This window comes from Mycobacterium barrassiae, from assembly GCF_025822765.1.
Taxonomy (GTDB): domain Bacteria; phylum Actinomycetota; class Actinomycetes; order Mycobacteriales; family Mycobacteriaceae; genus Mycobacterium; species Mycobacterium barrassiae.
On the sequence record NZ_JACKUK010000014.1, the window covers coordinates 116529 to 142784 of the forward strand.

27 protein-coding genes are annotated in these 26256 nt (G+C 67.1%); 23 read left to right on the forward strand and 4 right to left on the reverse strand.

Annotated elements, in window-relative coordinates; all coding sequences use genetic code 11:
• Window positions 1–3 precede the first annotated feature (3 nt).
• From H7J93_RS04835 to H7J93_RS04875, 9 genes are all read left to right on the forward strand, one after another.
• Window positions 4–1710 carry an MOSC and FAD-binding oxidoreductase domain-containing protein gene (locus tag H7J93_RS04835; protein WP_267305311.1) on the forward strand — a complete coding sequence of 569 codons (1707 nt, stop codon included), beginning with the start codon at window positions 4–6 and terminating at the stop codon, window positions 1708–1710.
• 28 nt (window positions 1711–1738) lie between these two features.
• Window positions 1739–2281, forward strand: coding sequence for a hypothetical protein (locus H7J93_RS04840; RefSeq protein WP_267305158.1), 543 nt, complete (start codon window positions 1739–1741; stop codon window positions 2279–2281).
• A gap of 24 nt (window positions 2282–2305) precedes the next feature.
• On the forward strand, window positions 2306–2962 hold the full coding sequence (locus H7J93_RS04845) for a hypothetical protein (protein WP_267305159.1): 657 nt from the start codon (window positions 2306–2308) through the stop codon (window positions 2960–2962).
• The gene (locus H7J93_RS04850; protein ID WP_267305160.1) at window positions 2959–3594 is read left to right on the forward strand and encodes an RNA polymerase sigma factor; all 636 of its coding nucleotides are present in this window, start codon (window positions 2959–2961) and stop codon (window positions 3592–3594) included. The genes H7J93_RS04845 and H7J93_RS04850 overlap by 4 nt, the downstream gene beginning before the upstream one ends.
• 11 nt (window positions 3595–3605) lie before the next feature.
• The gene (locus tag H7J93_RS04855) at window positions 3606–3830 is read left to right on the forward strand and encodes an anti-sigma factor family protein (RefSeq protein ID WP_267305312.1); all 225 of its coding nucleotides are present in this window, start codon (window positions 3606–3608) and stop codon (window positions 3828–3830) included.
• Between the two features lie 78 nt (window positions 3831–3908).
• Window positions 3909–4274, forward strand: coding sequence for a thioredoxin (gene trxA, locus H7J93_RS04860; protein ID WP_267305161.1), 366 nt, complete (start codon window positions 3909–3911; stop codon window positions 4272–4274).
• 18 nt (window positions 4275–4292) lie between these two features.
• On the forward strand, window positions 4293–5150 hold the full coding sequence (locus H7J93_RS04865; protein ID WP_267305162.1) for an enoyl-CoA hydratase: 858 nt from the start codon (window positions 4293–4295) through the stop codon (window positions 5148–5150).
• Window positions 5151–5176: 26 nt separating this feature from the next.
• Window positions 5177–6805, forward strand: coding sequence for an ABC-F family ATP-binding cassette domain-containing protein (locus tag H7J93_RS04870; RefSeq protein ID WP_267305163.1), 1629 nt, complete (start codon window positions 5177–5179; stop codon window positions 6803–6805).
• Between the two features lie 99 nt (window positions 6806–6904).
• Window positions 6905–7102 carry a helix-turn-helix domain-containing protein gene (locus tag H7J93_RS04875; protein WP_267305164.1) on the forward strand — a complete coding sequence of 66 codons (198 nt, stop codon included), beginning with the start codon at window positions 6905–6907 and terminating at the stop codon, window positions 7100–7102.
• On the opposite strand, the gene H7J93_RS04880 is transcribed toward H7J93_RS04875, so the two are convergent.
• Together H7J93_RS04880 and H7J93_RS04885 are read right to left on the reverse strand one after the other, a co-directional pair.
• On the reverse strand, window positions 7093–7686 hold the full coding sequence (locus H7J93_RS04880; protein ID WP_267305165.1) for a TetR/AcrR family transcriptional regulator: 594 nt from the start codon (window positions 7684–7686) through the stop codon (window positions 7093–7095). The two genes, H7J93_RS04875 and H7J93_RS04880, sit on opposite strands and share 10 nt — an antisense overlap.
• 2 nt (window positions 7687–7688) lie before the next feature.
• The gene (locus H7J93_RS04885; RefSeq protein WP_267305166.1) at window positions 7689–10493 is read right to left on the reverse strand and encodes an aconitate hydratase; all 2805 of its coding nucleotides are present in this window, start codon (window positions 10491–10493) and stop codon (window positions 7689–7691) included.
• 159 nt (window positions 10494–10652) lie between these two features.
• On the opposite strand from H7J93_RS04885, the gene H7J93_RS04890 reads away from it, so the two are divergent.
• From H7J93_RS04890 to H7J93_RS04940, 11 genes are all read left to right on the forward strand, one after another.
• Entirely contained in the window at window positions 10653–11204 is a 552-nt protein-coding gene (locus H7J93_RS04890) for an Rv1476 family membrane protein (RefSeq protein ID WP_267305167.1), read from the forward strand.
• Window positions 11205–11412: 208 nt separating this feature from the next.
• Entirely contained in the window at window positions 11413–12834 is a 1422-nt protein-coding gene (gene ripA / locus H7J93_RS04895; RefSeq protein ID WP_267305168.1) for an NlpC/P60 family peptidoglycan endopeptidase RipA, read from the forward strand.
• 53 nt (window positions 12835–12887) lie between these two features.
• Entirely contained in the window at window positions 12888–13550 is a 663-nt protein-coding gene (ripB, locus tag H7J93_RS04900; protein WP_267305313.1) for an NlpC/P60 family peptidoglycan endopeptidase RipB, read from the forward strand.
• A gap of 175 nt (window positions 13551–13725) precedes the next feature.
• The gene (gene moxR1, locus H7J93_RS04905) at window positions 13726–14874 is read left to right on the forward strand and encodes a chaperone MoxR1 (RefSeq protein ID WP_267305169.1); all 1149 of its coding nucleotides are present in this window, start codon (window positions 13726–13728) and stop codon (window positions 14872–14874) included.
• On the forward strand, window positions 14871–15815 hold the full coding sequence (locus tag H7J93_RS04910; RefSeq protein WP_267305170.1) for a DUF58 domain-containing protein: 945 nt from the start codon (window positions 14871–14873) through the stop codon (window positions 15813–15815). Before moxR1 ends, H7J93_RS04910 begins: the two co-directional genes overlap by 4 nt.
• Before the next feature lie 28 nt (window positions 15816–15843).
• The gene (locus H7J93_RS04915) at window positions 15844–16851 is read left to right on the forward strand and encodes a VWA domain-containing protein (protein WP_267305171.1); all 1008 of its coding nucleotides are present in this window, start codon (window positions 15844–15846) and stop codon (window positions 16849–16851) included.
• Between the two features lie 15 nt (window positions 16852–16866).
• Window positions 16867–17877, forward strand: a complete 1011-nt coding sequence (locus H7J93_RS04920; protein WP_267305172.1) for a VWA domain-containing protein — start codon at window positions 16867–16869, stop codon at window positions 17875–17877.
• 43 nt (window positions 17878–17920) lie between these two features.
• Window positions 17921–18637 carry a 3-oxoacyl-ACP reductase FabG1 gene (fabG1, locus tag H7J93_RS04925; RefSeq protein ID WP_267305173.1) on the forward strand — a complete coding sequence of 239 codons (717 nt, stop codon included), beginning with the start codon at window positions 17921–17923 and terminating at the stop codon, window positions 18635–18637.
• A gap of 16 nt (window positions 18638–18653) precedes the next feature.
• Complete coding sequence (inhA, locus tag H7J93_RS04930; RefSeq protein ID WP_267305174.1) at window positions 18654–19463, forward strand: NADH-dependent enoyl-ACP reductase InhA; 810 nt, start codon at window positions 18654–18656, stop codon at window positions 19461–19463.
• 9 nt (window positions 19464–19472) lie between these two features.
• The gene (locus tag H7J93_RS04935) at window positions 19473–20486 is read left to right on the forward strand and encodes a ferrochelatase (RefSeq protein ID WP_267305175.1); all 1014 of its coding nucleotides are present in this window, start codon (window positions 19473–19475) and stop codon (window positions 20484–20486) included.
• A gap of 99 nt (window positions 20487–20585) precedes the next feature.
• Entirely contained in the window at window positions 20586–20876 is a 291-nt protein-coding gene (locus H7J93_RS04940) for a hypothetical protein (protein ID WP_267305176.1), read from the forward strand.
• Window positions 20877–20884: 8 nt separating this feature from the next.
• On the opposite strand, the gene H7J93_RS04945 is transcribed toward H7J93_RS04940, so the two are convergent.
• Window positions 20885–21742 carry an Rv1486c family protein gene (locus H7J93_RS04945; RefSeq protein ID WP_267305177.1) on the reverse strand — a complete coding sequence of 286 codons (858 nt, stop codon included), beginning with the start codon at window positions 21740–21742 and terminating at the stop codon, window positions 20885–20887.
• A gap of 59 nt (window positions 21743–21801) precedes the next feature.
• Between H7J93_RS04945 and H7J93_RS04950 the strand changes: the two genes are divergently transcribed.
• A complete protein-coding gene (locus H7J93_RS04950) occupies window positions 21802–22233 on the forward strand; it encodes an NfeD family protein (protein ID WP_267305178.1) in 432 nt (143 codons plus the stop codon).
• Between the two features lie 36 nt (window positions 22234–22269).
• Window positions 22270–23502, forward strand: a complete 1233-nt coding sequence (locus H7J93_RS04955) for an SPFH domain-containing protein (protein ID WP_267305179.1) — start codon at window positions 22270–22272, stop codon at window positions 23500–23502.
• A 6-nt stretch (window positions 23503–23508) separates the two neighbouring features.
• Here H7J93_RS04955 and H7J93_RS04960 read toward each other — a convergent pair whose 3' ends face one another.
• On the reverse strand, window positions 23509–24252 hold the full coding sequence (locus tag H7J93_RS04960) for a TVP38/TMEM64 family protein (protein WP_267305180.1): 744 nt from the start codon (window positions 24250–24252) through the stop codon (window positions 23509–23511).
• Window positions 24253–24399: 147 nt separating this feature from the next.
• Between H7J93_RS04960 and mutA the strand changes: the two genes are divergently transcribed.
• Entirely contained in the window at window positions 24400–26256 is a 1857-nt protein-coding gene (gene mutA / locus H7J93_RS04965) for a methylmalonyl-CoA mutase small subunit (RefSeq protein ID WP_267305181.1), read from the forward strand.

Genomic DNA, 26256 nt, shown 5'->3' on the forward strand with positions numbered 1-26256 from the left:
GAGATGCCGACGGTCGTGTCCGTCAACGTCGGCATGCCCGCCGATGTGTCGTGGCGGGGCAAGACCGTCCACACCGGCATCTACAAGCACCCGGTGCAGGGCCCCGTCATGGTGCGCAGGCTCAACATCGACGGGGACGGCCAGGGTGACCTCGCGGGCCACGGCGGTGAACAACGCGCGGTGATGGTGTACCAGACAGAGTCCTACGACCATTGGCGACGCCATTTCGGGCGCGACGACCTGCGGCCCGGGATGTTCGGCGAGAACTTCACGATCACCGGCCTGAGCGATGACGAGGTGTGCATCGGCGACCGGTACCGCATCGGGCACGCGGAGTTCGAGGTCACTCAGCCGCGTGTGACGTGCTTTCGGGTCGGCATGCGCCTCGGCGAGCCCGAGATGCCCAATCTCCTTGTCGCTCACCATCGCCCGGGCTTCTACTTTCGCGTCATCGAAGAAGGTCTGGTGGCGGAGGGTGACGAGATCGTGCGGACGCGGCGCGGCCGTCACGAACTGAGCGTCGCCGATGTCGATGCGTTGTTGTACCTACCCGACCGTGACGTGGGCATGCTCCGTCAGGCGGTCGATGTGCCTGCGCTGAGTCCGGGCTGGCAGCAGTCGTTCGCGGAACTCCTTGCCGCCCACGACAAGCCGTCGGGCACCACACCACCGCCGATCGGCGTCGAGCCGGGGTGGACCGGGTTCCGCACCCTGCGGGTCGCGCAAACCCGCCGTGAGAGCCCGGCCGTGCTGTCGATGGAGTTGGAGGCCGCCGACGGCGCCACACTGCCCATCGCGCGGCCGGGCCAGTTCCTGACGCTGCGGTTTCCTGCCGGCGATCCTGCGCCGCTACGCAGCTACTCGTTGTCGAGCGGCGGCGCACAAACGCGCTACCGGATCAGTGTGAAACGTGAGGAGCACGGTCACGTCAGCGGGTGGATTCACGCCAACGTCCGTGCAGACACCCTCGTGCAGGCCGCCGCCCCGCGCGGTGACTTCTATCTGGCCGACGGGGCGGAACCGGTCGTGCTCGTTTCGGCAGGCATCGGCATCACGCCCGTGCTCGCGATGCTGCATGCTCTGGCGGCGCAGCGCAGTGCCCGGGAGATCTGGTGGCTGCACATCGTGCGCGACCGCCACAGCCTCGCGTTCGGTGAGGAAGTCGGCGAGCTCATCGAATCGCTGACCAACGCGCATCAGCACGTGTTCTACACGGCGGAGTCCGGTCGACCCGACGCCGCGGCGATCTCCGCGCTCGGCCTGCCCGCCGACGCCGTCGCCTACCTGTGCGGGCCCGAACTCTTCATGACGGACATGCGCAGCGCGCTGACAGCGGCGGGAATCGCCCAGAGTCGGATCCGCACCGAATTGTTCGGCGCCCTACCGCCGATCAATCCGGGCATCACCGATACCGCGCACCGGGCACCGCATGTGCCCGACGCGCCGCCTGGCGCGGGACCGTCGGTTTCGTTCGCGCGCAGCGGGCTCACCGTGAACTGGTCGGAGGCCTACGACAGCATCCTCGAACTCGCCGAGGCCTGTGACGTCCCGACGCGGTTCTCCTGTCGCAGCGGCGTCTGTCATGTCTGCGCCACCGCGCTGGTGGACGGCGCCATCACCTACACGCAACAGCCGCTCGAGACCCCGTCCGACGGGACCGTACTGATCTGTTCGGCCCAACCGCGGGTGGGAGTCGTGTTGGACCTGTGAAACCGCCGATATCCGTCACACTTGTCCCGTGGTCACGATTCCCGCTGCAGTGTGGCGCGGTGGGTTCGTCTCTCGGGCGCTGACCACCGGCGTCGTCGTCGGACTCTGCCTGGGAACGTTGGCCTGGCTCGATTCGGGCTTCTGGCTGGCCGCAGCGATCGTCTTCGTTGTCGTCGGCACGTTCTACGGAATCTGGATGGCCCGCCGCATGGCGAGGTACTGGCCAGGTGCGAAGGAGTTGACCGGCGAGGAGCGCGTGAAAGTGGCGCGGGCGGTGCGGCGTGGTGAGCCGATCGATGACGCCCGACTGGCACAACCCGTCATCGACTACAGCCGCGGGCTCCACGACGCCGCGGCGAACCGCATGTGGCGCTGGCTGCTCATCCTCGTCCTCGTCGTGGCGGTGGGTACGGCGATCTGGGATTCGGTGACCGGCACGTGGGGCAACACCGTGGCATCGGTCGTCTATCTCGCGGCACTGCTGGTCGAATCGTTCTGGATGCCGAAATGGCAGGCGCAGTTGTTGGCCAACGCAGACCGGGCCGCGGCATTGGCCGGAAAGTCTCTGTAACGCCACGCGCCATCTGGTAACTCAGTGAGTGTGAGCTTCGAGGCGACCTATGTCGGCACGCGCCGCCAGCTGCGTGGAGTGGCCGAGAGTCTGATCGCCGGCCCGCAGTACCGATCGTCGGGAACGATCCGCCTCGCTGTACGCCCGGACGGTTTCGCCGCGGTGACCATCCCGGTCGCGGTGCACGGCATCGATCTGGTCCTGCCCAACGATGCGGTGCGGCTGGAGGGCCCGATGAGTTCGATCGCCGACGCCGCAGGCATCGTCGCGGGCCCACCCGAAGACGTCTACCCGATCGTCGACCCACTGCCGCCCGACATCGATCTGCGGCTCGACGCGGAGGCCGCCGAATGGGTCAACCGAAGCCACTACGCCGGCGGCTACGCACTGAAGACCTTTCTGCCCGAATGCCATCCGGTGCTCTGGCCCGAACACTTCGACGTTTCGGTGACCGACAGTGAGGTGAACTACGGCGTCTCCGCGGGGGACGACCACCACCCGATGCCCTATGCGTACGTCGGTCCGTGGACGGTGCCGACGGGCCCGTTCTGGAATGCGCCGTTCGGCGCGCTCTACCCACTGGATCGCGCCACCGATGTCGACGGTCTCACCAGCCGCATCGTCGACTTCTTCGAGCGCGGCCGTCGCGAGTTGTCGAACCCCGTCGCGGGCCCGTCGTGATCACCACCGTCGACGAATCCGCACTCGTTGCCGCGCTGCGCGACGGTGATGAAACCGTCTTCGCGCAACTGGTCGACCAGCACACACCGGCGCTGCTGCGGGTGGCCCGTGGCTACGTGCCCAGCCACGAGATCGCCGAAGAGGTGGTCCAGGAGACATGGATCGCTCTGATCAAGGGAATTGCCGGATTCGAAGGCCGATCCTCGTTGCGCACTTGGCTTTTCAGCGTGATGATCAACATCGCCAAGGCGCGCGGCTTGCGTGAGCGTCGCGATGCCGACGCGGCGATCGCGGCGTACACCGACGGCACGGTGGACCCGGCTCGGTTCCGCGGCACCGACGACCCCTATCCCGGTCACTGGAAACCCGATGAGGTGCCCGAAGCGTTCCCCGACACCCCCGAGGGCTCGGTGTTGGGTGGTGAGCTCGTCGAGGTGGCCCGCCGCGAAATCGACAAGCTGCCCAACCGGCAGCGGACCGTCGTCGCGCTGCGCGACATGCTCGGGTTCGACTCCAAAGAGGTGTGCGAACTGCTCGACATCAGCGTGGCCAACCAACGCGTGCTGTTGCACCGCGGCAGGGCAGTCGTGCGGCAGGCGCTCGAAAACTATCTGACGGAGGCCGCATCGTGACCGACTACGCGATGGACTGCAACGAACTCGTCGAGCTGGTGACGGCCTACCTCGACGGGGCGCTCGATCCCGACACCCGGGCCCGTTTCGACGCGCACCTGCTCGAATGCGAGGGCTGCGAGAACTACCTTCAGCAGTTCCGCAACACCGTCGCGACTGTCGGCCGGATCCGCGACGACGAGCTCGATCCGGCCTTTCGGAAACGCCTGCTCGACGCCTTCAAGGATTTCCACTGAAGCGGCCGAACGCCCATGGCCGTTTTGGCTTGACCACATACTGGGAACAGACTGCTCGAGCCCGACGTTAGGAGAAGCGTGGCTACCAGAGACATCACCGCTGAAGAATTCAACGACACCATCACGGGCAACGACATCGTGCTGGTGGATTTCTGGGCGTCCTGGTGCGGCCCGTGTAAGGCTTTCGCCCCGACGTTCGCTGCCTCCTCTGAGCAGCACCCTGATGTGGTCTACGCCAAGGTCGACACCGAGGCCGAGCAGCAGCTGGCGGCCGCAGCCGAGATCCGCTCCATCCCGACGCTGATGGCGTTCAAGAAGGGAAAGCTGGTGTTCAACCAGGCCGGCGCCCTTCCGCCCGCCGCGCTGGAGGACCTCGTCCAGCAGGTCAAGGCGTTCGACGTGGACGCGGCCATCGCCGCGCAGGAGAGCGGTCAGCCGAACTAACCGGTTGCACGCGATAGCGTGCAGTCCGTGAGCGAGCACTCAGGCCTCCATTCAGGCCCTGTAGAAGACCAATTCGTCCTCGTCGACCGGCCGCGACCCAATGTCGCATTGGTGACCCTGAACCGCCCCGAGCGGATGAACTCGATGGCGTTCGACGTCATGGTTCCGCTCAAGAAGGTTCTCGACGAACTGAACCACGACAACTCCGTGCGGGTGATTGTGCTCACAGGGGCGGGTCGTGGGTTCTCGTCGGGCGCCGACCACAAGTCGGCCGGTTCGGTGCCCCACATCGACGGGCTGACGCGGCCCACCTTCGCCCTGCGGTCGATGCAGGTGCTCGACGACGTCATCCTCGCGCTGCGCAAGATGCATCAGCCGGTCATCGCGGCGGTCAACGGTGCGGCAATCGGCGGGGGACTGTGCCTCGCGCTGGCCTGCGATATCCGCGTCGCCGCAGCTGGGGCGTATTTCCGCGCCGCGGGCATCAACAACGGCCTGACCGCCAGCGAGCTCGGGCTGTCCTACCTCCTGCCGCGCGCGATCGGGACGTCACGGGCGTTCGAACTGATGCTCACCGGACGCGACGTGGACGCCGAGGAGGCCGCACGCATCGGCCTGGTGTCGCGGGCCGTACCCGACGCCGAGCTGCTCGAGGTCTGCTACGAGCTCGGCGAACGGATCGCGTCGTTCTCCCGGCCAGGAATCGAGTTGACCAAGCGCACGCTATGGAGTGGACTGGACGCCGGTAGCCTTGAGGCGCATATGCAGGCCGAAGGCCTGGGACAACTCTTCGTCCGACTGCTCACCGCCAACTTCGAAGAAGCGGTAGCCGCGCGCGCAGAACGGCGGTCCCCGGTCTTCACCGACGACAAGTAACCGACGACAAGTAACAGGAGAGCAGCGTGATCACCGCAACGGACCTCGAGGTCCGCGCAGGCGCGCGCACGCTGCTTTCGACCGAGGGCGCCGCACTGCGGGTGCAACCCGGCGACCGGATCGGCCTCGTCGGCCGCAACGGCGCGGGCAAGACGACCACGATGCGAATCCTGGCCGGTGAAGGAGAGCCATACGCGGGTTCGATCTCCCGCACCGGTGAAATCGGTTATCTGCCACAGGATCCCAAGGAGGGTGACCTCGACGTCCTGGCTCGCGACCGGGTGCTGTCCGCCCGTGGGCTGGACACGCTGCTGGCCGATCTGGAGAAGCAACAGGCCCTGATGGCCGAGGTCGCCGACGATGCCGCACGCGACAAGGCGGTCCGGCGCTACGGCCAGCTCGAAGAACGGTTCGCCGCCCTCGGCGGATACGCCGCCGAAAGCGAGGCCGGCCGCATCTGCGCGAGTCTCGGTCTCCCCGAACGGGTTCTGACGCAGCCCCTGCGCACACTCTCCGGCGGGCAGCGCCGACGGGTGGAGCTCGCGCGCATCCTGTTCGCCGCGTCCGACACCGGGGCCGGGTCGTCAACGACGCTGCTCCTCGACGAACCCACCAACCACCTCGACGCCGACTCGATCGGCTGGCTGCGCGAGTTCCTGCACCAGCACAAGGGCGGGCTCATCATCATCAGCCACAACGTCGACCTGCTCGCCGAGGTCGTCAACCGGGTCTGGTTCCTCGACGCGGTGCGCGGTGAGGTCGACGTCTACAACATGGGCTGGCAGAAGTATCTCGACGCCCGTGCCACCGACGAACAGCGTCGCCGCCGCGAACGGGCCAACGCCGAACGCAAGGCCACCGCGCTGCGCAACCAGGCCGCCAAGATGGGCGCCAAGGCCACCAAAGCCGTTGCCGCGCAGAACATGCTGCGCCGTGCCGACCGGATGATGGCAGCGCTGGACGAGGAACGGGTGGCCGACAAGGTGGCCCGGATCAAGTTTCCGACCCCGGCGCCCTGCGGTCGCGTCCCGCTGGTCGCCAAGGGCCTGACCAAGAACTACGGCTCGCTCGAGGTGTTCACCGGCGTCGACCTGGCCATCGACCGGGGGTCGCGCGTCGTGGTGCTGGGCCTCAACGGCGCAGGCAAGACCACGCTGCTGCGCCTGCTGGCGGGCGCCGAGACCCCGGACGCGGGCACGCTGGAGCCCGGTCACGGGCTGAAGCTCGGCTACTTCGCGCAGGAACATGACACGCTCGATGACCGGGCGACGGTGTGGGAGAACATCCGCCATGCGGCACCCGATACCGGCGAGCAGGATCTGCGGGGTCTGTTGGGCGCGTTCATGTTCAGCGGTCCGCAGCTCGAGCAGCCCGCGGGCACGCTGTCGGGCGGCGAGAAGACCAGGTTGGCTCTGGCCGGCCTCGTCGCGTCCACGGCCAACGTGCTGCTGCTCGACGAGCCGACCAACAACCTCGATCCGGCCTCGCGTGAGCAGGTTCTCGATGCGCTGCGGAGCTATGTCGGTGCGGTGGTGCTGGTGACCCACGATCCGGGTGCGGCCGAAGCGCTGAACCCGCAACGGGTGGTGCTGCTGCCCGACGGCACCGAGGACTTCTGGTCCGATGACTATCGGGATCTCATCGAGCTGGCCTGAGCCGGAGAAGCAGAACGGTTTCACCGATTTTCGCCACCGCGGTGTAACTGGTTCCTACGCTGGGTATGCGTCGGGAATCAATCGCACGGGGAGGTGTCGATGAAGAAACTGACCAAGGACAGGGATGAACTTCTCACCGAGTTGAGGAGTGCATACGAAGGGGGTGCGAGCATTCGCACGCTGGTGGCGTCGACCGGTCGTTCATACGGTTCGATTCACAGCATGCTGCGCGAGTCGGGGACTACCATGCGCAGCCGCGGGGGGCCCAATCACCGCAGCCGCAAGCACTACAGCTGACCATCAGGCTCGGGCTGCATCGAAGCCTGCCGCAACGACGCCTCGACGAGGTCCAGTACGCCGCTGAGCTTTTCGGGATCGTCACCGGAAGCCAGGCGAGCGACCAGGCCGTCGAGGACGAGATCAAGATACGTCTGCATCACTGCGCTCGGCACGTCGTCGCGTAGCCGACCCGCCTGCTTCTGGCGGCGCAGCCGTGCTGTGGTGGCGGCCGACAACTCAGCGGAGCGCTCCATCCAGCCCCGATGGAACTCGGGGTCGTTGCGCAGCTTGCGTGCGATCTCCAACCGGGTAGCGAGCCAGTCGAACTGTTCGGGTGCGGCCAGCATGTCCCTCATCACCTGCACGAGGCCTTCTCGGGACGCCACGTCCGCCATCCGTTCGGCGTCCTCGCGTGCCAACTCGAAGAACAGCGTGTCCTTATCGCGAAAGTGATGAAAGATGGCGCCGCGCGACAGCCCGATAGTCTGCTCGAGCCGTCGCACGGTCGCCTTGTCGTAGCCGTACTCCGCGAAACACCGCCGGGCACCGTCAAGAATCTGCCGGCGCCGCGCCGCCAAATGGTCGTCGGTGACCCGGGGCATGCCTACGACCGCAGCATGTTGCGCAGGACGTACTGCAGAATGCCGCCGTTGCGGTAGTAGTCGGCCTCGCCGGGTGTGTCGATACGCACCACGGCGTCGAACTCGACCTTGCCGCCATCCTCTTTCGTCGCCGTCACCTTCACGGTCTTGGGTGTCTTGCCGTCGTTGAGCGCCTCGATGCCCGTGATGTCGAACGTCTCGGTGCCGTCGAGCTTCAGCGACGCCGCCGACTCGCCCTCCGGGAACTGCAACGGGATGACACCCATCCCGATGAGGTTGCTGCGGTGGATGCGCTCGAACGATTCGGTGATCACCGCGCGCACACCCAACAGGCTGGTGCCCTTGGCCGCCCAGTCACGCGAGCTGCCCGATCCGTACTCCTTGCCGCCGAGCACGACCAGCGGGATGTTCTTCTCCGCGTAGTTCTGTGCGGCGTCGTAGATGAACGCCTGCTCGCCGCCCTTGGTGAAGTCGCGGGTGTATCCGCCGGACACGTCGTCGAGCAACTGGTTGCGCAACCGGATGTTGGCGAACGTGCCGCGGATCATCACCTCGTGGTTGCCGCGGCGCGAACCGTAGGAGTTGTAGTCCTTCTTGTCGACACCGTGGGAATCGAGATACTGCGCGGCCGGGGTGCCCGGCTTGATGCTGCCCGCGGGGGAGATGTGGTCGGTGGTCACCGAATCACCAAGCAGGGCCAGCACTCTGGCGCCCTTGATGTCGGTCACGGGCTCGGGCTCGGCGGGCATCCCGTCGAAGTACGGTGGCTTGCGCACGTACGTCGACTTGCCGTCCCACTCGAAGGTGTTGCCGCTGGGCGTCGGGAGGTTGCGCCAGCGCTCGTCACCCTTGAACACGTCGGCGTAGTTCTTCCGGAACATCTCGGTGTTGATCGCGGAGGCGATGGTGTCGTCGATGTCCTTCTGCGACGGCCAGATGTCCTTGAGGAACACATCGTTGCCGTCGTTGTCCTTGCCCAGCGGCTCGGACTCGAAATCGAAGTCCATGGTTCCCGCGAGCGCGTAGGCGATGACCAGAGGCGGGGATGCCAGGTAGTTCATCTTCACATCGGGATTGATACGTCCCTCGAAATTGCGGTTACCCGACAGCACGGCGGTGACCGACAGGTCGGCGTCGTTGATCGCCTTGCTGATGTCCTCGGGCAGCGGACCCGAGTTACCGATGCACGTCGTGCATCCGTAGCCGACGAGGTAGAAGCCGAGCTTCTCCAGATACGGCCAAAGGCCGGCCTTGTCGTAGTAGTCGGTTACGACCTGGGAGCCCGGCGCCATCGTGGTCTTGACCCAGGGCTTGGTGGCCAGGCCCTTCTCGACCGCGTTCTTCGCGAGCAGGGCGGCGCCGAGCATCACCTCGGGGTTGGAGGTGTTGGTGCACGACGTGATCGCCGCGATCACCACGGCGCCGTGGTCGATGATGCAGTCGCCGCGCTCGGAGTTCTTGATCTCCACCGGGTTGCTCGGCCTGCCGTTGGAGCCGACCGCCGCCGACGGAACGACGGCATCCTCGTCGGCGAAGGACAGCGACACCGGGTCGCTGGCCGGGAACGATTCCTCAACGGCCTCATCGACCTTGGTGTGCTCGACGGGCAGGTTTTCCTCCACGTAGTTGTGGATGTCCTTGCGGAATGCGTTCTTCGCATCGGTCAGCTCGATACGGTCCTGCGGACGCTTGGGGCCGGCGATCGACGGCACCACGTCGGACAGATCCAGCTCGATGTACTCGGAGAACTTCGGCTCGCGCGACGGGTCGTGCCACAAGCCCTGCTCCTTGGCGTACGCCTCGACGAGCGCGAGCTGCTCCTCACTGCGGCCGGTCAACTTCAGGTAGTCGATCGTGACCTCGTCGATCGGGAAGATCGCTGCGGTGGAACCGAATTCGGGGCTCATGTTGCCCAGCGTCGCGCGGTTGGCCAGCGGCACCTCGGCAACGCCTTCGCCGTAGAACTCGACGAACTTGCCGACCACCCCGTGCTTGCGCAGCATGTCGGTGACGGTCAGCACGACGTCGGTGGCGGTCACGCCGGGGCGGCGCTCACCGGACAGCTTGAAGCCCACGACGCGCGGGATCAGCATCGACACCGGCTGGCCGAGCATGGCGGCCTCGGCCTCGATACCGCCGACGCCCCAGCCCAGGACGCCCAGCCCGTTCTCCATCGTGGTGTGGCTGTCGGTGCCGACGCAGGTGTCGGGATAGGCGACACCGTCGCGCGACATCACAACGCTGGCCAGGTACTCGATGTTGACCTGGTGCACGATGCCGGTGCCCGGCGGCACGACCTTGAAGTCGTTGAAAGCGCCTTGGCCCCAACGCAGGAACTGGTAGCGCTCACCGTTGCGCTCGTACTCGATCTCGACGTTGCGCTCAAAGGCGTTGGCGGTACCGAACAGATCGGCGATCACCGAGTGGTCGATCACCAGGTCGGCGGGCGCCAGCGGGTTGACCTTGTCCGGGTCACCGCCGAGCTCGGCAACGGCCTCACGCATGGTGGCGAGGTCGACGATGCAGGGCACACCGGTGAAGTCCTGCATGATCACCCGGGCGGGGGTGAACTGGATCTCCACGCTGGGATCGGCGGACGGGTCCCAGTTCGCGATCGCCTCGATGTGGTCCTTGGTGATGTTGGCGCCGTCCTCGGTGCGCAGCAGGTTCTCGGCGAGCACCTTGAGGCTGTAGGGAAGTTTCTCGGTGCCGGGCACGGCGTCCAGGCGATAGATCTCGTAGCTATTGTCCCCAACCTTCAGCGTGTCGCGGGCTCCGAACGAATTAACCGAATCTTTGCTGCTCACATCAACTCCCGGCTAGATATCGCCGCGACGGGCTGTGTCGGCGGCGCTCTCGACTCTAACAGTACGCTTGTCCTGTAAATAACCCCAGGGCGCTCCTAGTCTTCTCCTCGTGCGCGCGTGCTGCCACCCACGCGTATACCCATCACGTACGGTTCTCGTGTGATCGGACCGCATGTTATTCCGTTCCCGCCGACGTACATCCCCACCGATGTGTGCGGACCGGTCGGCAAGGATCCCGCGACGACTCCGGTCGACGAGTGCATGAACCTCGTTATCGCCGACATCAGGGACGACGGCGTGAGCGCCTCGCCGACTCCGGAGAACGCCGGCCTGGCCGACGTCGTCGCCGAGGCCAAGCAGAAGGGCATCGACCTCAAGATCGTCGTGGTCGATCAGAACCCGCCCATCGACACCCCACTGCGTGATGTCGCCACCGAGGTGGGGGAGGCGTACCCGGGGTCGACGGTGTTGGTGCTCAGCCCGACGGAGTCCGGCACCTTCAGCACCACCTATGACCGGGTGACGTTGGAAGCCGGCCAGGACGTCGCGGAGGGCCGCGGTGCGGTACAGGGATCGAAGAATTTCGTCAGCGAGTTGACGACGCAACATTTCCCGTGGACGACATTCACGATTGTGGTCGTTTTGGCAGTGATTGGCGCGGTGGTGGCAACGCGAATGTTGCAAAACCGCGCCAAACGACAGAAGGCATAGCGATAGCCGAAAAGCCCCGTGGCGCTGGGCTTTTGCGCGACTCCAGGGAACCGAATATCACGGCCCGATAACGCTATTCGCAATTACAAACTTGTAGTTTGTGACTAAAGTTTCCTTGGCGTCAGTTGTGACGTACGGTGCATTCTATAGCTGATGTTGCAGATGTGACTTCTGTGACTTCGCGTTGAGCCATAGGAGACCTTGTCCAATGAGACGCACCTCTAGCGCCTCTGCTGCGCAGCTATGCGGGCGGGTCTGCGCGATTCCCCTCACTGCCGGCATGCTGTTTGTCACACCGGGATTGGCCGTGCCGCCACCCGCCGCGGCGGACACCATCGGATCGCTTGTCGCCGAGGTCGCCAACGTCAACCAGAAGCTGGAGGACCTCGGCGCCGCGATCCTGCAGAAGCAGGAAAGCGTCAACAAGGCGATCGTCGACGTGCAGACCGCACGTGAGAACGCCGCCGCCGCGCAGCGCGAGCTCGATGCCGCCGCGCAGCGCGTGAAGGACGCCGACATCGCGATCGAGTCCGCGCAGCAGCGGTTCGACACGTTCGCAGCCGCGACCTACATCAACGGGCCGTCGAGTTCGTATCTGACCGCGTCCGACCCGAGCGACATCCTCAAGACCGCGGCGACCGGACAGACCCTGGCGGTCAGCACCCAGCGGGTGATCGCCGACCTCCAGCGCGCGCGCACCGAGCAGGTGAACAAGGAGTCGGCCGCGCGACTGGCCAAGCAGAACGCCGACCAGGCGGTCATCGACGCGGAGGCCAGTCAGCAGACCGCAGTGGACGCGCTGACGGAGGCGCAGGAGACCTTCCGCGCTCAGCAGGTCGAATTGGATCGGCTGAAGGCTGAACGCGCCGCCGCCCAGGCCAAGCTCGACGAGGCCCGCAAGTGGGCGGCACCGGCAGCGAACGCTCCCGCCCAGCCGGCCTCTGCCGCGACGGGGCCGTCGAACCCCGGCGCGGACTGGGACCGCGCCCCGCAGAAGGTCGACCCGGCCACGGGCAACTGGGATACGCCGTGGGATCCGTTCCTGCCCGCGATCCCCAGCGCCTTCGTCAGCGGCGACCCGATCGCGATCATCAACCAGATCCTCGGCTATGCGGCCACCTCGGCACAGGTGACGCAGGACCTCGGGCGCAGCTTCCTGCAGAAGCTGGGCCTGTTGCCCACGCCCACCGGCTACACCAACAACGGTGCGATTCCGCATGTCTACGGCAGGCAGGCCACCGAATACGTGATCAACCGCGCCATGTCGCAGCTCGGCGTGCCGTATTCATGGGGTGGCGGCAACGCTGCGGGTAAGAGCCGGGGCATCGATTCCGGTGCCAACACAGTCGGTTTCGACTGCTCGGGGCTGATGCTCTACGCCTTCGCGGGTGTCGGCATCAAGCTGGACCACTACTCGGGCTCGCAGTACAACGCGGGCCGCAAGGTGCCGTCCGCGGAGGCGCGCCGCGGCGACATGCTCTTCTGGGGGCCCAACGCCAGTCAGCACGTCGCCCTGTACCTCGGCGACGGAAAGATGATCGAGGCCCCGTACACCGGCTCGGTGGTGAAGATCTCGCCAGTGCGCACCAGCGGTATGACCCCGTACGCGACACGTCTCATCGAATGGTGACGAGAAGGATCGTTTTGCATTTCAGCCGTTTTCGGTTCCTGTCCGGCGTTCTGATGGTGGTCGCAGCGGCCGCTGTCGCCATCGGCGCAGCGCTGCCCGCCGCAGCGGCTCCCGATGACGGCCAGTGGGATCCCACGCTGCCGAAAATTCTGAGCGCCGGCGCGCCAGGGGACCCGCTGTCCATCGCCAACGCGTCACTGGCGGCGACGGCACAGGCCACCGAGGCTACGATGGATCTCGGCCGTAAGTTCCTCGCCACACTCGGCTTCGGACCGCCGGCCTCGGCCAGCGTCGCACCCGGCCGGGTGCGGGGGCCGCAGGCCGTCGAGTACGTCATCCGGCGCGGCGCCTCCCAGATCGGCACCCCCTACTCCTGGGGCGGAGGCAAGCCCACCGGGCCGAGCACCGGGGTCGAGTCCGGGGCCAACACCGTCGGCTACGACTGCTCGGGGTTCACCCAATTCTCGTTCGCCGGCGTGGGTGTGCTGATCCCGAAGTACTCGGGCGATCAGTACAACACCGGCCGCAAGGTTCCACTCAACCAGGCCAAGCGCGGCGATCTGCTGTTCTGGGGCCCCGGTGGGAGCCAGCACGTCGCGATCTACCTCGGCGGCGACAAGATGCTGGAGTCCGGGGGCACCGCGGGCGGCGTCGGGGTGAGTCAGGTGCGCCGGGCCGGTCTGCAGCCCTATGCGGCGCGAATTATCGAAACCTGAGCGACAGCTGAGCAAATACTGAGCTGCCGCTAGCAATGCTGCTCATGTGGGCGCCACGCGGCCGGGCAACGTCGACGGATGCCGACCTGCCTGGAATAGTTGACGACGAGCATGCGGCGGACCAGGTGCCGCCGAGGCCGGAGACCGGCCATATACCGATGTGGGAGGACCGTTGATGACGTCACCGAGTGGGCCGCCGCAGGGCGCCGGAGGGTATTCCGGACAGGGCCCCGCGCAGGGTTACCCCCCCGGCCCGGGCGGATCGCACGCCGCACCGGTCAACAACGGGGGCCTCCAGCAGGAGGTCCACACCCTCGAGCGCGCGATCTTCGAGGTCAAGCGGATCATCGTCGGCCAGGACCAGCTGGTCGAGCGGATGCTGGTCGGCCTGCTCGCCAAGGGGCACGTGCTCCTCGAAGGTGTCCCCGGCGTGGCCAAGACGCTGGCCGTCGAGACATTCGCCAAGGTCGTGGGTGGCACCTTCGCGCGCATCCAGTTCACCCCCGACCTGGTGCCCACCGACATCGTCGGCACCCGGATCTACCGCCAGGGCAAGGAGGAGTTCGACATCGAACTCGGCCCCGTCGTGGTGAACTTCCTGCTCGCCGACGAGATCAACCGCGCCCCGGCAAAGGTGCAGTCGGCGCTGCTCGAGGTCATGGCCGAGCGCAAGATCTCCATCGGCGGCAAGACGTTCCCGCTGCCTGCACCGTTCCTGGTGATGGCCACGCAGAACCCGATCGAGCAGGAGGGCGTGTACGCGCTCCCCGAAGCGCAGCGCGACCGCTTCCTGTTCAAGCTCAACATCGACTACCCGACGCCCGAGGAAGAGCGCGAGATCATCTACCGGATGGGGGTCAAGCCGCCCGAGCCCAAGCAGGTGCTCGGCCCCAACGACCTGCTCCGCCTGCAGGACGTCGCCGCCAACAACTTCGTGCATCACGCGCTGGTGGACTACGTGGTGCGGGTCGTCACCGCGACGCGCGAGCCCGAGAAGTTCGGCATGCCCGATGCCAAGGCGTGGATCGCCTACGGCGCCTCACCGCGTGCCTCGCTGGGCATCATCGCCGCCTCCCGCGCGCTGGCGCTGGTGCGTGGGCGTGACTACGTCATCCCGCAGGACGTCGTCGAGGTCATCCCGGATGTGCTGCGGCACCGCCTCGTGCTGACGTACGACGCGTTGGCCGACGAGATCTCGTCGGAGACGGTGATCACCCGGATCCTGCAGACCGTTGGCCTGCCGCAGGTCAATGCCATTCCGCAGCAAGGACATTCGGTGCCGCCCGTGATGCCTGCCGCGGCGGCTGCGGCCAGCGGTCGGTGACCAGCTCCCGACGTACGGTCGATCTGCCGTCGCTCAAGCGCGGGGAGATCCGTGATCCCGCGCTGACGGCGGCGCTGCGCAAGCTCGAGTTGACCGTGCGCCGCAAGCTCGACGGCGTGCTGCACGGCGACCACCTCGGCCTGCTGCCGGGACCGGGGTCGGAACCCGGCGAATCGCGGCTGTACCAACCCGGCGACGACGTGCGCCGGATGGACTGGTCGGTGACGGCGCGCACCACCCATCCGCATGTGCGCCAGATGATCGCCGACCGTGAACTCGAAACCTGGCTTGTCGTCGACGTTTCGGCGAGCCTGGACTTCGGCACCGTGGGCTGCGAGAAGCGCGACCTGGCCGTCGCCGCGGCGGCCGCGATCACCTTCCTCAACAGCGGCGGCGGCAACCGGATCGGCGCCATCATCGCCAACGGCGACACGATGCGCCGGGTGCCCGCGCTGTCGGGCCGGATGCACGAGCAGGAGGTGCTGCGGGCCATCGCGACGATGCCGAAGGCGCCTCCCGGTGTGCGCGGCGATCTGGCCGCGGCCATCGACGCCCTGCGCAGGCCGGAGCGCCGCCGCGGGATGGCGGTCATCATCAGCGACTTCCTCGGCCCGATCAACTGGATGCGCCCGCTGCGCGCCATCGCCGGTAGGCACGAGGTGCTGGGTATCGAGGTGCTCGATCCGCGCGACGTCGAACTGCCGCCCGTCGGTGACGTCATCCTGCAGGACACCGAGACCGGCCGGACCCGTGAGTTCACCATCGATCCGCAGCTGCGCGACGACTTCGCGAAGGCGGCGGCGGCGCACCGGGCCGAGGTGGCGCGGACACTGCGACGCTGCGATGCACCGCTGCTGTCGCTGCGCACCGACAGGGACTGGATCGCCGACGTGGTCCGGTTCGTCGCCACCCGGCGCCTGGCCCTGGCTGGCCGCGCCTGAGGGCACGACGTGGAATGCTAAGGCGTACATGACATTACCGATCCTTGGACCGATAACACTTTCGGGTTTCGAGCACGCGTGGTTCTTCCTGTTCCTGTTGGTCGTGCTCGGTGTCATCGCGCTCTACATCGTGGTGCAGCTGGCCAGGCACCGGCAGATGCTGCGGTTCGCCAACATGGAGTTGCTGGAAAGCGTTGCGCCCAAACGGCCGACGCGACGGCGCCACCTGCCCGCGATCCTGCTCGTCATCGCGTTGGTCTTCCTCACGGTGGCCATGGCGGGCCCGACGCACGACGTCCGTATTCCACGTAACCGCGCTGTGGTCATGCTCGTCATGGACGTGTCGCAGTCGATGCGGGCCACCGACGTCTCACCCAATCGCATGGCCGCCGCGCAGGAGGCGTCCAAGCAGTTCGCCGACGAGCTCACTCCGGGCATCAACCTCGGGCTGATCGCGTATGCGGGCACGGCGACGGTGCTCGTCTCACCGACCACCGGCCGCGAGGCGACCAAGGCCGCGATCGACAAACTGCAGTTCGCCGACCGCACCGCCACCGGTGAGGGCATCTTCACCGCGTTGCAGGCGATCGCCACCGTCGGCGCGGTGATCGGTGGCGGTGACGAGCCACCGCCGGCACGCATCGTGCTGTTCTCCGACGGTAAGGAGACGGTGCCGTCGAACCCCGACAACCCCAAGGGCGCGTTCACCGCGGCGCGCACCGCCAAGGACCAGGGAGTGCCCATCTCGACCATCTCGTTCGGCACCCCGTACGGCTACGTCGAGATCAATGACCAACGTCAGCCGGTGCCCGTCGACGACGAAATGCTCAAGGAGATCGCCGATCTGTCCGGCGGCGAGGCGTTCACCGCCTCCAGCCTCGAACAGCTGCGTCAGGTGTACGCCAACCTCCAGCAGCAGATCGGCTACGAGACGATCAGGGGCGACGCGAGTATCGGCTGGCTGCGCCTGGGTGCGCTGGCGCTGGCGCTCGCGGCGCTGTCGGCTTTGTTCATCAACCGTCGTCTGCCGAACTAGGGATGACGATCTGATATGACGCTTCCGCTCCTGGGCCCGGTCTCACTCACCGGATTCACTCACGTCTGGTGGCTGTTGTTCTTCCTTGTCATCTTGGCGGTTCTGGTGGGGCTTTATGTGGCCGCACAGATCGCCAGGCGCAGGCGACTGCAGCAGTTCGCGAACACCGAACTACTCGACAGCGTGGCACCCAAACGCCCGAGTCCGTGGCGGCACGTACCGGCGGCACTGCTGGGGATCTCGTTGTTGCTGTGCACAATTGCGCTCGCCGGCCCCACCTACGATCAGCGGCTGCCACGCAACCGTGCCGTGGTGATGATGGCGATCGACGTGTCACAGTCGATGCGGGCCACCGACGTGGAACCCGACCGACTCACCGCCGCCAAGGAAGCGTCCAAGCGGTTCGTCGACGAGCTCACCCCCGGCATCAACCTCGGCGTGATCGCCTATGCGGGCACCGCCACGGTGCTGGTCTCGCCGACCACGAACCGGGACGCCAGCAGGCGCGCCATCGACAACCTGCAGGTGGCCGACCGCACCGCCACCGGTGAAGCGATCTTCACCGCACTGTCGTCGATCTCCACAGTCGGGGCCGTCATCGGCGGCGGGGACACGCCCCCGCCCGCGCACATAGTGCTGTTCTCCGACGGCAAGGAGACAGTCCCGAACAACCCCGACAATCCGAAGGGCGCGTTCACCGCCGCGCGCACCGCCAAGGACCAGGGCGTGCCGATTTCGACCATCTCCTTCGGCACCAAGCACGGCGAGGTCGAGGTCAACGGCGAGAAGGTGCCGGTGCCCGTCGACGACGCGATGATGAAGAAGATCGCCCAGCTCTCCGGCGGTGAGTCCTACACCGCGTCGAATCTCGAGGAGCTCAACAAGGTCTACTCCACGCTGCAGGATCAGATCGGCTACGAGACCGTGCGCGGTGAGGCGACCACCGGCTGGCTACGCCTCGGGGCCCTGATGGCCGCCGTGGCGGCGGTGGCGGCCCTGCTGATCAACCGTCGCCTGCCATTCTGAGGCGATTTCTTAAGAATGCTGTCGAGGCGATAGGTTGGCGGGCATGCCGGAATTCGTATCGCGCTCTGTACTCGTCACCGGTGGCAATCGCGGCATCGGACTTGCCATAGCTCAGCGGCTCGCGGCCGACGGCCACAAGGTCGCCGTCACGCACCGCGGGTCCGGCGCCCCGGACGGGTTGTTCGGTGTGGTGTGCGACGTCACGGACAACGCCTCCGTCGACCGCGCCTTCAAAGACGTCGAGGAGCACCAGGGCCCCGTCGAGGTGCTGGTGTCCAACGCAGGCATCTCCAAGGACGCATTCATGATCCGGATGACCGAGGAGCGCTTCGAAGAGGTCATCAACACCAACCTCACCGGTGCGTTCCGGGTGGCTCAGCGGGCATCGCGCAGCATGCAGCGCAAGCGGTTCGGCCGGATCATCTTCATCGGGTCGGTCTCCGGCATGTGGGGGATCGGCAATCAGTCCAACTACGCGGCGGCCAAGGCGGGTCTGATCGGCATGGCCCGGTCGATCTCCCGGGAGCTCGCCAAGGCCGGCGTCACCGCGAATGTGGTGGCGCCGGGCTACATCGACACCGAGATGACCCGCGCGCTGGACGAGCGCATCCAGGAGGGTGCGCTGGACTTCATCCCGGCGAAGCGGGTCGGCACCGCCGAGGAGGTGGCCGGCGCGGTCAGCTTCCTGGCATCCGGGGACGCGAGCTACATCGCCGGCGCGGTGATCCCGGTCGACGGCGGCATGGGCATGGGCCACTAGAAAGGAAAACCACGACATGGCAGGACTTCTGGAAGGCAAGCGGATCCTCGTCACGGGGATCATCACCGACTCGTCGATCGCGTTTCACATCGCCAAGGTGGCGCAGGAGGCGGGCGCCCAGCTGGTGTTGACCGGGTTCGACCGGCTGAAGCTGATCCAGCGCATCGCCGACCGGCTTCCGGAAAAGGCGCCGCTGCTCGAATTGGATGTGCAGAACGAGAAGCACCTCGACACGCTCGCCGAACGCATCACCGAGGTGATCGGTGAAGGCAACAAGCTCGACGGCGCGGTGCACTCGATCGGCTTCATGCCGCAGACCGGAATGGGCATCAACCCGTTCTTCGACGCCCCGTACGAGGACGTCTCGAAGGGCATCCACATCTCCGCGTACTCGTATGCCTCGCTAGCCAAAGCGGTGCTGCCCGTCATGAATCCGGGCGGCTCGATCGTCGGCATGGACTTCGACCCGACCCGCGCGATGCCCGCCTACAACTGGATGACGGTCGCCAAGAGTGCGCTGGAATCGGTGAACCGCTTCGTGGCTCGCGAGGCGGGTCCGCACGGTGTGCGATCGAATCTCGTTGCCGCGGGGCCGATTCGCACGCTGGCGATGAGCGCCATCGTCGGCGGTGCGCTCGGCGAGGAGGCCGGTGCCCAGATGAAGCTGCTCGAAGAGGGCTGGGACCAGCGGGCGCCGATCGGCTGGAACATGAAGGACCCGACGCCGGTCGCCAAGACCGTGTGCGCTCTGCTGTCGGATTGGCTGCCCGCCACGACCGGGACCGTCATCTACGCCGACGGCGGCGCCAGCACACAGCTGCTGTAGCGCGACACGATGAGCGGTCGCGCGGAGAGCACTGACATCGACGCCGTCCTGCTGCTGTCGTTCGGCGGCCCGGAGGGGCCGGACCAGGTGATGCCGTTCCTCGAGAACGTCACCAGAGGACGGGGGATTCCGCGCGAGCGGCTCGCGTCCGTCGCCGAGCACTACCTGCACTTCGGCGGCGTGTCCCCGATCAACGGCATCAATCGCGCGCTCATCGACCAGTTGCGTGGCCTCATCGACATCCCGGTGTACTTCGGCAACCGCAACTGGGAGCCGTACGTCGAGGATGCGGTCGGCGACATGGCCCGCGACGGGATTCGCCGCGCCGCGGTTTTCAGCACGTCGGCGTGGGGCGGTTACTCGGGCTGCGCGCAGTACGTCGAGGACATCGCCAGGGCCAGGCGCGCCGTCGGCGACGCCGCGCCGCAGCTGGTGAAACTTCGGCAGTTCTACGACCATCCGCTGTTCGTGCAGATGTTCAGCGATGCGATCACCGCGGCCGCGCAGACCGTGCCCGACGATGCACGGTTGGTGTTCACGGCACACTCCATTCCGCTGTCGGCCCGATCCCGTTGTGGCACAGACCTGTACGAGCGCCAGGTGGCCTACGCCGCCAAACTCGCCGCCGCCGCGGCAGGGTACGACGATTACGACCAGGTCTGGCAGTCGCGCTCCGGGCCCCCGCAGGTGCCGTGGCTGGAGCCCGACGTCGCCGATCACCTCGGAGCTCTCGCGGCGGCGGGCACCCGCGCGGTGGTCGTCTGCCCGATCGGTTTCGTGGCCGACCACATCGAGGTGGTGTGGGACCTCGACAACGAGCTCAAGGGTGAGGCAGAGCGGTACGGCATGGCGTTCGCGCGGGCCGCGACGCCCAACGCCGACCTCGCGCGCGTGGTCGCCGACCTGCTCGACGAACTACGCCACGGCCGCGACCCGGTTCGCGTCGCCGGTGCGGAACCTCCACCGCTACAGGGCTTCTCGATCGACGGGGTGTACTGCACACCTGCGTGCGATACCAGGTAGCCGGGGGAACGTCTTGGGTGGCTCCCGCAACGACACGGCAGGGTGTGCGCGCAACTCTGGAAGTGCAGCAGAAACATAGATATTCGAAGGAGTTTCGCGATGCGACCAGGGTTGAAGCAGATTTTGGCGGCGATGATGACAGGCGCGGCAGTGGTGACCATTGCGGCGGCTCCGGTCGCGGCGGCGGACACCGTACCGACCTCACCAGCTGTGGTGTCGACCGCACATCCTGGGGCGGACCTGACCGTCATTCCGGCCGGCCACGGCTACGGCGGTCACGGATACGGCCACATCGGCCACTACGGATTCCATGGCTATGGCGGTCCGGGCTTTGTCGGTCCGGACTATGGGTTCGGCTACTACCGGCACTGGTGGCCTTGGCGTTGGTGAGGTGAAAGTCAGTGCTTCCAGGCGGAATGCAGGATCGCGCTGACCGCGGCCAGCCGCGCCGACCGCACGACGCCGTTGAGCGGACGTAGTGCTTCGCTGGCGGTCTGCACGTCCGCGGAGCTGTTCAGCCCGATCGGGATCAGCCCCGAGCTCACGGTGATGATCGCGTCGATGTACGCCGCGTTGTCCAGTACCCGCAGGGCGCGGGTTGGGGCGTGATCCGGAATGCTGTGTTGCCGTTCGGATTCCACCACTTGCTCGACGAGGCTGCGGGGGTCCTCGATGTCGCTGCCCGCCGCCTCGGCGTGCAGGGCGCCGAGCGCGTCGGCGGCGGAGCGGACGGCCGACCGCATGGCGTACTCCGCTTCGCCGAGGTCCAGACCCTCCATCGGCTTCGCTCCGGGCACCGAGTACACCGTCCACGACATGCCGCACGGATCGGGTGCGGCGTCGGGGTCATCGCTGTCGTCGAGGTCGGGGTAGTCGTAGTCGGGCACCAAGCCGATGGCCTCGGCGGGGTCACTCGCGACGATGAGTGCCTCGCCCGCGGTCACCGCGTCGCGCTGGAACTGGGTCCCCGCAGGCAGCCCGCGGACGTCCCCGGGCACCGGCAGGACGACGCCCATCGCGGGAGACGAACCCCCGCGGCCGGCACCGGTGCGCAGCGTCTGCAGCAACGAAACGGCGCCAGAGTCGGTCAGATCCGGCCAGGGCAGCCCGGTACGCCCGGCTGCCACCGAGTCGTATGCGGTGACGGAATGTCTTGGCGCCCACAGCGATAAGGCATCCAGCACATCGTCAGGCGCGGCGGCGCCGGCCAGCCAGGCATTGGCCCACACCGACAGCGACACACTCGGACACCACATAGTTTTCGCAGTGTAGTTGTTAGCGGCTCAATGGGTCGGCTACGCGCTAGGCTGGCGGCATGCCTGCTGCGTTGATCTGGCTAGTCGCCGCACTGGCCCTGGCCGGGGCCGAGGCGCTGACGGGCGATCTGTTCCTGCTGATGCTCGGCGGCGGGGCTCTTGCGGCCGCGGGGTCAAGCCTCATCTTCGATGACGTGTGGGTGCACGGAGCGGTGTTCGCCGTCGTGTCGGTGCTCCTGCTGGTGCTGGTGCGGCCCGCTCTGCGCAAGCATTTCCAGTCGGGTAAAGGGCTGCCCGAGCCCGCCAAGGCGCTGGAGGGCAAGAGCGCGCTGGTGCTGGACCGGGTCGGGCGCCACGAAGGCCAGGTGAAACTCGAGGGAGAGGTGTGGACCGCGCGCCCTCTGAACGAAAACGACGTGTACGAGCCGGGTGACCATGTGACCGTCGTGCAGATCGACGGCGCGACGGCGGTCGTCCAGAAAGTCGTCTAGAGAACTGGACCAGAGAACACCGAGGAAGGAACGTTCATGGATGGTGCGGTAGCCGGCCTGGTGCTCCTGGTCGTGTTGGTGGTGTTCGCCGCCATCATCGTGGCCAAGTCCGTCGCATTGATCCCACAGGCCGAAGCCGCGGTGATCGAACGCCTCGGCCGCTACAGCAAGACGGTCTCGGGACAGCTGACTCTGCTGTTGCCGTTCATCGACAAGATCCGGGCCCGCGTCGACCTCCGCGAGCGCGTCGTGTCCTTCCCGCCCCAGCCGGTCATCACCGAGGACAACCTGACCGTCAACATCGACACCGTCGTCTACTTCCAGGTCACCAATCCGCAGGCCGCCGTCTACCAGATCAGCAACTACATCGTCGGCGTCGAGCAGCTGACCACCACCACGCTGCGCAACGTGGTCGGCGGTATGACGCTGGAACAGACGCTCACCTCACGTGACTCGATCAACGGCCAGCTGCGAGGGGTGCTCGACGAGGCCACCGGCCGCTGGGGTCTGCGCGTCGCGCGCGTCGAACTGCGCAGCATCGACCCGCCGCCGTCGATCCAGGATTCAATGGAGAAGCAGATGCGCGCCGACCGTGAGAAGCGCGCCATGATCCTGACGGCGGAAGGCAACCGCGAGGCGTCGATCAAACAGGCCGAGGGGCAGAAGCAAGCGCAGATCCTCGCGGCCGAGGGCGCCAAACAGGCCGCCATCCTGGCAGCCGAGGCGGACCGGCAGTCCCGCATCCTGCGCGCACAGGGTGAACGAGCCGCGTCCTATCTGCAGGCCCAAGGCCAGGCCAAGGCCATCGAGAAGACATTCGCCGCGATCAAGGCCGGCCGTCCGACGCCCGAGATGCTGGCCTACCAATATCTGCAGACCCTGCCGCAGATGGCCAAGGGCGAAGCCAACAAGGTGTGGCTCGTGCCCAGCGACTTCGGCTCCGCGCTGCAGGGGTTCACGAAGCTACTCGGGGCGCCTGGCGAAGACGGCGTGTTCCGTTATCAGCCGTCCCCGGTCGAGGAGGATCTGCCCAAGCCCGAGGACGATTCGGACGAGGTGGCCGAATGGTTCAACACGCAGACCGACCCCGAGATTGCGCAGGCCGTCGCGCAGGCGGTGGCGGAGGCGCGCACTCCGGTCGACAGTCCGGGGTCGATCGAACCGCCGAAGCAGTACCCGCCGCTGTCCCAACAACAGCAGCCGCCCTCGGCCTACACTCCGCCGCCTGCGCCGGGACCGCGCGGCGACGGGGGAGCGCACTCCCTCTGAGGCTGATTACCTGACCGCCGGCTCGGAACTTTCCTCCGCGTCGGCCAGGCGCTCGCGGTGATGGCGCCGGTGGGCGCGGATCTCGTAGACGAGCCCGGTCGCGCCGACGCACGCGGTGCAGAACGAGATCAAGAACAGCAGCGGGCTGACGTTCCCGGTCAGCGCGTCACCGAGGATCACCACCGCCGCGGTGCCGGGCACCAGCCCGACCAGCGTGGCGAACGTATAGGGAAGCACCCGCACCGCTGACGCCCCGGCCGCGTAGTTCAGCACCGAGAACGGCACCGCGGGGATCAGTCGCATCGACACGATGGCTGGCCACCCCCGTTCACGCAGCCGGGCGTCCAGGGAGTCGATGCGGGGGTGTCGCACCAGCTTGTTGAGCTGCCATCCGGCCGCGCGCACCAGCAGCAGGGCGATGACGGCGCTGATGGTGGCCGCCCCAACCGCCAGCGGCACACCGAGGACCGGCCCGAACAGCAGCCCTGCGGCCAGGGTGAACGCGGTACGCGGGAACGGAAACACCGTCACCACGATGTGGGCGCCGAGGAATGCCAACGGGAACCACGGGCCGACGGACGTGGCCCAGTCGCGCAGCTGCACCGCGGTCGGCAGAGGCACCAGCAGCGCGATTGCGACGAGAATCACAATCGCGGAAAGGATGGTGAACACGCGCCTGCGGGGCAGTGCCGACGCCGTCGCAATCACCGACGCACGAATGGCGCGCAGCGTGCTGACGACGGTATTCACGCCTACCAACCCTACGTGGCGTCGGCCGGTAAGACCGGACGGCGCGAGCGTGAGTCCGCCGACCGGCCGTCAACACCGTGACAGCGATCATTTAGCCTGGTGAACGGTCGTGTTAGACACAGAGGTCACACGTTTCGACAACAGGAGATGCCGGTGTCGGTAGGTACGCCCGTGGGATCGGAATCGGATCGCGAGCAATGGCGCGCGGCCGTCGCCGCGGTGCTCGCCAAGAGCAGCCGCAAGGATCCAGCGGAGCTCGGCGAAGCGCCTGAGCACCTGCTCGACTCGCCCACGTATGAGGGCTTCCCGATCCGCCCGCTGTACACCATCCTCGATTCCCAGCCCGAGCCGCCGCTGCCGGGACGCTGGCCGTACACCCGCGGTTCCGATGGGCTGCGCGACGTCAAATCCGGCTGGAAGGTCGCCGAGACTTTTCCCGCGCCCGGCCAGGTTTCGGTAGCGGACGGAAACGGCGCCGTGCTCGCCGCGCTCACCGAGGGGGCCAGTGCGCTGATCCTCGACATCGGCCCCAACGGGGTCGGCGCCGACGAGCTCGACCGGCTTCTCGAAGGTGTGTTCCTCGAACTCGTGCCCGTGGTTCTGGACGCGGGCCAGGACTTCACCGCCGCCGCCGACGCGGTGCTGGCTCTGGTGGCCGACCTGGATGACGAACGGCGCGAGCGCCTTTCGATCGATCTCGGCGCCGACCCGTTGACCGCCGCTCTCAGCGGCCGCGGCGCGCCGACGACCGACCAAGTGGCGGCCACCGCCGCCAAGACGATCGGCTACGGCGGTGGCGTCCGTGCCATCACCGTCGACGGGCCGGCGTTCCATGACCGTGGCGCCAACGCGTCGTTGGAGCTGGCGGGCGCGATTGCTGCGGGGGTCAGCTATCTGCGGCTTCTTTCCGAGCACGGCATCTCGGTGCCGGACGCGTTGCGGCAGATCAGCTTCCGGCTCGCCGCCGACGACGACCAGTTCATGACCATCGCCAAACTGCGTGCCGCGCGGCAGCTTTGGGCGCGGGTGGCCGAGGTGGCCGGTGCGCCCGACGCCGGCGCAGTGACCGTGCACGCGGTGACGTCCAAACCCATGATGGCGCAGCGTGATCCGTGGGTGAACATGCTCCGCACCACCGTCGCCGCCTTCGCCGCGGGTGTCGGGGGAGCAGACACGGTCGCGGTCCACCCGTTCGACAGCGCCATCCCCGGCGGATGGCCCGGCACCGCAGCCAGTTTCGCGCGCCGGATTGCCCGAAACACCCAGCTGCTGCTGTTGGAGGAGTCGCACCTCGGCCGAGTGCTCGACCCCGGCGGCGGTTCGTGGTACATCGAAGACCTCACCCGGGAGCTCGCCGAACACGCGTGGAAACACTTCCAGGACATCGAATCCCGCGGCGGCTTCGCGGCAGCAGGCGATTATCTGTCCGAGCGGATCGCGCAGGTGAGCGACACGCGCCAAGACGACATCGCCCACAGGCGGACGGCGCTCACCGGTATCAACGAGTATCCGAATCTGGCGGAAATACCGCTGCCCCATGCTGATCCGGATCCCGCCGTGCAGCGTTACGCGGCCGGTTTCGAGGCGCTGCGCGACCGATCGGATGCATACTTGGCCGAGCACGGCGCCAGGCCGCAGGCGCTGCTCCTTCCGCTCGGTCCGCTGGCCGAACACAACATCCGCACGACGTTCGCGGCGAACCTGCTGGCATCCGGCGGGATCGAGGCCGTCAACCCGGGTCCGCTCGACGCCGCCGGGGTTGCGAAGGCGGTGTCGGACGCGGGCGGCGCCGTCGCTGCCGTGATCTGCGGTACCGACGCCCGGTACGCGGACGAGGTCTCCGACGTCGTCGAGGCGGCGCGGACGGCAGGGGTTTCGCACGTGTATCTCGCCGGGCCGGAGAAAGCGGTCGCCGAGGCGGCCAGCAAGCCGGACGAGTATCTGACCGCCAAAATTGACGCGATCGCCGCCCTGTCGGCGCTGCTCACCCGATTGGGGGCGTGA